This is a genomic window from Leisingera aquaemixtae (assembly GCF_019801145.1).
Lineage (GTDB): Bacteria > Pseudomonadota > Alphaproteobacteria > Rhodobacterales > Rhodobacteraceae > Leisingera > Leisingera aquaemixtae_A.
In genome coordinates this window covers 1-6,707 of sequence record NZ_JAHVJQ010000020.1, presented here as the reverse complement: position 1 = coordinate 6,707, position 6,707 = coordinate 1, and the positions used below count along the sequence as shown (strand labels likewise).

At 64.3% G+C, this 6,707-nt stretch carries 6 protein-coding genes and 1 tRNA gene; 2 read left to right on the top strand and 5 right to left on the bottom strand.

What is annotated here, in order from left to right; translation table 11 throughout:
• Positions 1-101: 101 nt before the first annotated feature.
• The 4 genes from rplA to secE all read right to left on the bottom strand — a co-directional run bounded on the left by rplA (position 102) and on the right by secE (position 3,015).
• Positions 102-800 carry a 50S ribosomal protein L1 gene (rplA, locus tag KUW17_RS22745; protein ID WP_222482589.1) on the bottom strand — a complete coding sequence of 233 codons (699 nt, stop codon included), beginning with the start codon at positions 798-800 and terminating at the stop codon, positions 102-104.
• Between the two features lies 1 nt (position 801).
• Positions 802-1,227 (bottom strand): 50S ribosomal protein L11, encoded by a 426-nt coding sequence (gene rplK, locus KUW17_RS22740; protein ID WP_019298608.1) that lies wholly within the window; start codon positions 1,225-1,227, stop codon positions 802-804.
• Between the two features lie 841 nt (positions 1,228-2,068).
• The gene (gene nusG / locus KUW17_RS22735) at positions 2,069-2,602 is read right to left on the bottom strand and encodes a transcription termination/antitermination protein NusG (protein ID WP_039150217.1); all 534 of its coding nucleotides are present in this window, start codon (positions 2,600-2,602) and stop codon (positions 2,069-2,071) included.
• Positions 2,603-2,817: 215 nt separating this feature from the next.
• Complete coding sequence (gene secE, locus KUW17_RS22730) at positions 2,818-3,015, bottom strand: preprotein translocase subunit SecE (RefSeq protein ID WP_008554326.1); 198 nt, start codon at positions 3,013-3,015, stop codon at positions 2,818-2,820.
• A gap of 225 nt (positions 3,016-3,240) precedes the next feature.
• On the opposite strand from secE, the gene KUW17_RS22725 reads away from it, so the two are divergent.
• A complete protein-coding gene (locus KUW17_RS22725; protein ID WP_222482588.1) occupies positions 3,241-5,370 on the top strand; it encodes a tetratricopeptide repeat protein in 2,130 nt (709 codons plus the stop codon).
• A gap of 63 nt (positions 5,371-5,433) precedes the next feature.
• Here the strand turns inward: KUW17_RS22725 and KUW17_RS22720 are convergent.
• Positions 5,434-5,509: transfer RNA gene (locus KUW17_RS22720), tRNA-Trp, on the bottom strand.
• Between the two features lie 178 nt (positions 5,510-5,687).
• Between KUW17_RS22720 and KUW17_RS22715 the strand changes: the two genes are divergently transcribed.
• Complete coding sequence (locus KUW17_RS22715; RefSeq protein ID WP_222482587.1) at positions 5,688-6,398, top strand: lysophospholipid acyltransferase family protein; 711 nt, start codon at positions 5,688-5,690, stop codon at positions 6,396-6,398.
• Positions 6,399-6,707: the final 309 nt, after the last annotated feature.

The window sequence follows — 6,707 nt, the reverse complement described above, 5'->3', positions numbered from 1 at the left end:
CCCCCCCCCCCCCCCCCCCCCCCCCCCCCCCCCCCCCCGCCGGAAAAGGAAAAGGGCGGCGCCTTGCGGTGCCGCCCTCCTGACGTCAGCTGTGCGCCCGATTACTCGGTGACAGCGTTGTCCACGTCAACCGTGATGCCCGGACCCATGGTCGAGGACAGGTTGATTTTCTTCATGTAGGCACCCTTGGCGCCGGTCGGCTTGGCTTTGGCCACGGCCGACACGAAGGCGCGGATGTTCTCGACCAGCTTGGCTTCGTCGAAGGACGCTTTGCCGACGCCGGCGTGCACAACACCGCCTTTTTCCGCTTTGAACTGGACTTCGCCGCCCTTGGCTGCTTCCACGGCCGCTTTCACGTCCATGGTCACGGTGCCGACTTTCGGGTTCGGCATCAGGTTGCGCGGGCCCAGGATTTTGCCCAGACGGCCGACGACCGGCATCATGTCCGGGGTCGCGATGCAGCGGTCAAAGTCGATCTTGCCGCCCTGGATCGCTTCCATCAGGTCTTCTGCGCCAACGATGTCGGCGCCGGCCGCGGTGGCTTCGTCCGCTTTCGGGCCGCGGGCGAAGACTGCAACGCGCATGTCTTTGCCGGTGCCGTTCGGCAGGCCGACCACGCCGCGGACCATCTGGTCTGCGTGGCGGGTGTCAACGCCCAGGTTCATGGCGATCTCGATGGTCTCGTCGAACTTCGAGGTTGCGTTGGCTTTCACCAGGGCAACTGCTTCTTCCACGGACAGGTTTTCCTTGCCTGCGAAAGCTTCGCGCGCGGCGCGGGTGCGTTTACCGAGCTTTGCCATCTTACTTCACCTCGATGCCCATGGAGCGGGCGGAGCCCAGGATGATCTGCATTGCCGCGTCGATGTCGTTGGCGTTCAGATCTTTCATCTTGGCTTCGGCGATCTCTTTCACCTGGGCCACGGTCACGGTGCCGACGGTTTCACGCGACGGGTTGTTCGCGCCGGATTTCACCTTGGCCGCCTTCTTCAGGTAGTAAGACGCGGGCGGCGTCTTGATGTCCATGGTGAAGGACTTGTCCTGATAGTAGGTGATCACGGTCGGGCACGGCGCGCCGGGCTCCATGTCTGCGGTCTTGGCGTTGAACGCCTTGCAGAATTCCATGATGTTGATGCCGCGCTGACCCAGGGCCGGGCCGACGGGCGGAGAGGGGTTTGCCTGACCTGCAGGAACCTGCAGCTTCATCGAACCAACAAGCTTCTTAGCCATTTGGTTTTCCTTTCAACGAGGACGGAACGCGTTCCGCCCGGAGAATGTTGCGTGGTCGGATTTCAGGATCGCGATCCCTTGATCTCCCACGAGAGAATCTCGCCCGAAGACGATAGAGGAGGCGTTTACAGGGGAATGCGGGGGTTGGCAAGCATCAAGGTCATGACATGAAAGAATGTCGACCGAGGACCAAAGGCAAGCTTACCCCGATGGATACCAATTGCATGAAGTGATAGCACATTAAAATCTACAGCCTTGTCCCTCCCGGAGTGAATGAATTGAAAGCCTTAACTTGCTTATGCGTTCTCACAGCCTTTGCGCCCACATTTGGATCGGCATTTGAGATATCGCGAGACTATAGCATGTCTGCTCAACCATATGCCGAACTAGACCAAACTTGTCTGAGCTCTCTCGAAAACGAAGTCGCCCCCAATTTCACAGGCCTAAATGGAGTTAAATTACAGTCGCCGTCTTTTGTTTTAGGGTCAGATGACCGCGCGACCCTGCTCATTTATCCGGGAGTTACCTTTCAGAGCGAACTCGGAGACGCGCAAGGCACACTAAACTGTATATATCAGGGGAATAGCACACGAATTTGGACCATATCCGTTGCCTTTGAAGGTCTCGGCCTAGCTGGTTCGAAGAAACACCCGCTGGCAAAGATGAAGAAAGACCCAGCGGCGCTAAGAACCTTAAGCTTCGCCAAAGACATCTATTAATAAGAACAAGTCATATCAGGGGGCGGCTTAAACAGCGCATCAAGTGCAAATGCGGGAACTACAAACACAAAAAACGCCGCGTTGAACCCAACGCGGCGCCTCAAATTCCACTGAGGGATCAATCACCCCTGCTTGGTCACCTGGGTAAAGTCCAATTCCACCGGGGTCTCGCGGCCGAAGATCGACACGGTGACCTTGAGCTTCTGGTTGTCCTCGTCGACCTCTTCGACCATGCCATCGAAATCTTCGAACGGGCCGTCGTTCACCTTCACCTTCTCGCCCACCTCGTAGTGGATCAGGGTGCGCGGCGCCTCGACGCCTTCCTCGACGCGGCCCAGGATGCCCTGCACCTCTGCGTCGCGCATCGGCATCGGGCGGCCCTGCGGGCCGAGGAAGCCGGTGACCCGGTTGATCGAGGAAATCAGGTGATAGCCGCGGTCGGACATTTCCATGTGCACCAGCACGTAGCCGGGCATGAAGCGGCGCTCGGTCGAGACCTTCTTGCCGCGGCGGATCTCGATCACCTCTTCGGTGGGGACCAGAACCTCGTCGATCTCGTCCTCAAGGCCCTGCTCGGCGACAGAGGTGCGGATCTGCTCTGCGATTTTCTTTTCGAAGTTCGAAAGAACGCTGACCGAATACCACCGTTTCGCCATGAACCGTCGTCCTTGTTTTGCCGGGCGGGCCGCTGCCGCGCCGCTGCTTGATCATCCCGATGCAGCCAAACGCTGCGCTCTCCAACAAAAAGCGGCGTGCAAACCGAATCGCCGCACGCCCGCCTCAATAGTTCCTGCTCACGTACCGCCCCAGGCGGCCAAGATCAAGTGCAGTGCCGCAACCTGAACGCCGGAGCCGTCAAACTGCTGCGGGCTTAGCCGAACATCCCCAGAAGCCCTTGCAGGCCATAGCGGATCAGCAGATCGACCAGCGCAAAGAACAGCGCCGTCAGCGCCGCCATGATGAACACCATGACGGTGGTCAGCAGCACCTCGCGCCGGGTCGGCCAAACGACCTTGGACACTTCGGCACGGACCTGCTGAATGAACTGTACTGGGTTGATAGTCGCCATACTGGGGGTGTCTCTCTGCTAGCAGTCAGGGCGATGTAACCGGTGGCGCCCGCGAATTCAAGCCCTGCGCCGCCCGCACGGCCCCTGCCCCGCCCGTTGCGCGGGCAGCGTACGCAGGGTCAATCCAATTTTAATCCACTTCCGGCAAAATTGGCTCCAGCGGTTCCCTACGGCCTTTCCTGCCGCCCGGGGGCCGCGGTGCGTGAATAATTGAGATAGGATGCCATGACGCCCGCATATTCCTTGTCCCAGGCCGAACAGTTCGAACGCGATGCCCAGCTTGAAGATGCCGCCATGGCCTATGCCGGCATCCTGTCCCGCAACCCCAGGAACAGGCGCGCCCAGACCGCGCTGGAGGGGTTGCGCAAGCAACTGAACGCCCAGTGCGACCCGTCCCCGGTTCATCAGGCCAGCCTGGAGGCCGCGCTGGCAGAGGGCCGCCATTTCGAGGCCGCGGACAGCTGCGGCGCGCTGCTCAAGACCTTCCGGGAATCGCATTTCCTGTGGGATTTCCTAGGCCGCTGCCATCTGGCAGCCGGGCATCTGGACAATGCCGCCACCTGCTTGAACAAGGCAATCGGCCTCAATGCCCGCGCCGCGGGCACCTATGCCTCGATGGGCCGGGTGCAGGCCGCGCGCGGCGACCTGGACAATGCCATGGCGCTGTTCGACAAGGCGCTGGCGCTCAGCACCGGCTGCCTGGACGCGTTGCACGGCAAGGCGGAGGTGCTGATCCGGCAGGGCCGCAGCAACAAGGCGGCCATCATGCTGCGCAAGGCGGTTGACCTGGCGCCGCAGAACGCCGCGCTGCACCTGGCGCTGGCGGGCCTGCTGAAGCAGCTCGGCGATTTGGCAAAGGCCAAGGCGCATTACGCCCGCGCCGTCCGCCTGAATCCGGCCCTGACCGAGGCGCATTATCAGCTCGGCCTGCTGCTGAAGGGTGAAGGCGCCTTTGCCGATGCCCTGCCCTGTTTCGACAAGGTGCTTAAGGCGAACCCCGCCGACGACCGCGCCCGCACCCAGCGGCTGCACATGCTGGCAGAGCTGAACGACTGGCGCTGGCAGCCGGAATATGCGGACCACCGCCGCCAGCTGGGCCTGCGCGGCAGCGGCTGCGATCCCAGCGCGCTGATGCTGATGGAGGACAACCCCGACCTCTTGCGGGCCCGCGCCCAGTCCTATGCCAGCGAGCTGTTTGCCGCCCCCGAACTGCACACCGCCCCGACCTCCGGGCAGCGCCCGGCCCGGCTGCGGATCGGCTACTTCTTTGCCGCCCGCAGCGCTGAAGACGTGCTGGAGCAGCACGGCCCCATGCTTGCCGCCCACGATCAGGAGCGGTTTGAGATCCGAATGTATGCGGTCGGTGCGAACCTTCCGGACAGCGCCGTGCAGGCGTTTGCCGGGCTGCCCTGCGGGGTCACGGTTCTGGACGGCAGCGCAACGGATCAGATGGCCGCCGCGGTGAAGGCAGACCAGCTTGATGCTGCGGTGGACCTCTCCGGCTATTCCGGCGGCGATGCGCTGCCCCTGTTCGCCGCCCGGCTGGCGCCGCTGCACATTGCCTGGCCAGGCTACCCCGGCACCATGGGCAGCGCCGCCTACGACTACCTGATCTGCGATGCCGCCGCCTGCCCGCCGGGCAGCGAGCGGTACCACAACGAGCACCTGCTGCGCCTCGCCGATGGCTGCCAGGCCCTTGCCGCCGCCGCGCCGTCCGCCACCCCGGACCGCACCGCCTGCGGCCTGCCGGAAGACGGTTTCGTGTTCTGCAGCTTCGCGGCCGGCAGCCTTATCACGCCCCAGGAGTTCGGTATCTGGATGCGGCTGCTGCAAGGCGCCCCGGACAGCGTCCTTTGGCTGCTCGACAACGGCGAACATGCGGTCTCCAACCTGCGCCGCGCCGCGGCGGCGCGCGGGGTTGATCCGGACCGCCTGGTCTTTGCCCCCGCCGCGCCGCAGCAGGACCACCTGGCCCGGCTGCCGCTGGCGGATCTGTTCCTCGACACCTTCACGGTCAACGCCGCCGCCGCCGCCCGCGGCGCGCTGTCGGCCGGCCTGCCGGTGCTGACCCTGCCCGGCCAGCAGCTGGCCGCCCGCACCACGGCCAGCCTGCTGCAGTCCGCCGGCCTGCTGGAGCTGATTGCCGCCAGCGCAGAGGACTATGAGGCCAAGGCCGCAGCGCTTGCGGCCGACAGCAAAGCCGCCAGCAGCCTGCGCGGCAAGCTCCGCAGCCAGCAGCAGACCGCCGCGCTGTTCAGCCCGGAGCGGCTGGCCCGGCAGGTGGAAAGTGCCTTTGACGCCGCCTGCGAGCGCCGCCTGCAGGGGCTTCCCCCGAGTCATCTCGGCGAGGCCTGACCGGTCGCAAAAATACAAGCGCCTGCCCGCAAGGGCAGCGCTGAACCGGCGATGTTCGGGAAATGGCAGGGGCAGCAGGGTTCGAACCCGCGACCTACGGTTTTGGAGACCGTCGCTCTACCAACTGAGCTATACCCCTGTGGTGCGGCATGTCCTACGGCAGCCGCGCAGCGGAGGCAAGAGGGAAATGCGCATTTTCTTGCGCTGCCCGGACGCTTTGCGGGCCGCGGGCTTTGCCCCGCCCCGCCCATGCAGTAAGAGGGGGGCAAGGACCGGGGCCAGCGCCCGGGCAAACCTGCAGGAATGAGCCGGAAACCGTGAGCCTCAGAAAGAAAATCGCCGACAGCCGCCGGGTCAACCGCGCCATCGAGGGGCTGTTTGCCGCCTATGTGCGCTTCGCCTTCCGCACCTCGCGCTGGGACCGCAGCGGTTTCGAGGAAATGGACGCCTGCGTGCGCCGCGGCGAGCCGGTGATCTTCGTCTTGTGGCACCAGCGGCTGATCATGGCGCCCTATCTGTTCGACACATCGCTGGGCCGCATCTGCGCGCTGACGTCTGCCGCCCGCGCCGGGCGGCTGGCGGGCCAGATCCTGGTCCGGCTTGGGTTTGAAACCATCCCGATGTCGAGCCACAAGCGCCACGTGGCGCTGTCGCGCGAGGTGCTGCGCCGCACCAAGGAGGGCTGCTCCATCGGCATCGCCGCCGACGGCCCGCGCGGGCCTGCGCGGGTGTCCTCGACGGTGCCGGTGGTCTGGGCCCGGATGACCGGCTGCCGGGTGTTCACCGTGGCCTTTGCCGAACGGAAGGTGATCAAGCTGCCGACCTGGGACAAGCAGATGCTGCCAATGCCGTTCTCCCGCGGTGTGCTGATGTGCCGGGAATGGACCGATGAGGTGCCGAAGAAGCCCAGCGATGAACAGGTGGAGGCACTGCGGCTGAGCCTGGAAGCCTCGCTGGACGGGATCACCGACGCCGCGGATGCCGCCGCCGGGCGCGGCAGCGACAATCCGAAGACGCAGCCAGCCTGACCTGTTGATCAGCGGTGCCGCGGCCAGGCGGCGGGCAGATTGCCCCGCTTGCCTAGCAAATTCGAGACCCTCAGCATCAAAAGCGGCCCACGGTTTCCTAAGGCGTCCTCGCTTAACTCCTCAACCTTTGGGCTAGACCTTTAGCGGGGAGTACCTTCCCGCCCGGACGCCCCGCGTTCGGGCCGCGCCCGGCCTCCCGGAGGAGGCCCTTTCTACCAAGTATCAGGAGACCTGATTACTCGATGATTTTGGACACAGTCTTAGTGCGCGCGTCTCGGGATCATCGCGTTCAAACAAAAAGGGCGCCGC